This window comes from Alkalihalophilus lindianensis (assembly GCF_032843265.1).
GTDB classification, from domain to species: Bacteria; Bacillota; Bacilli; order Bacillales; family Bacillaceae_D; genus Alkalihalophilus; species Alkalihalophilus lindianensis.
Map to the genome: position 1 here is coordinate 1 of NZ_JAWJBA010000430.1, position 266 is coordinate 266.

General features: G+C 40.2%; 1 pseudogene. It reads left to right on the top strand.

The features are described 5' to 3' along the window. Positions 1-266 (top strand): annotated as a pseudogene (locus RYX56_RS22900) (stage II sporulation protein E); the annotation flags it as partial.

The window sequence follows — 266 nt, forward strand, 5'->3', positions numbered from 1 at the left end:
TGGAAGATGTTATACATGAAATGGACCAAAATGATGGCAATATTTCATTGCGAGTATCGAGTGAATGGGAGAAGTTATGTTCACGTCCGAAGAAGGTATATGACACAATTGGGCAGGAATTAACATTTTTCCAGGCTAGCCAAAAATTAAAGAAAAAGGTTCAGGAGAGCCGGAAATTAGTGGCGGATCAATTGCTTGGTGTTTCCGAGGTGATGGACAATTTCGCTAAGGAAATCCAGCGGGAACGAGAAAATTATTATAAGCAG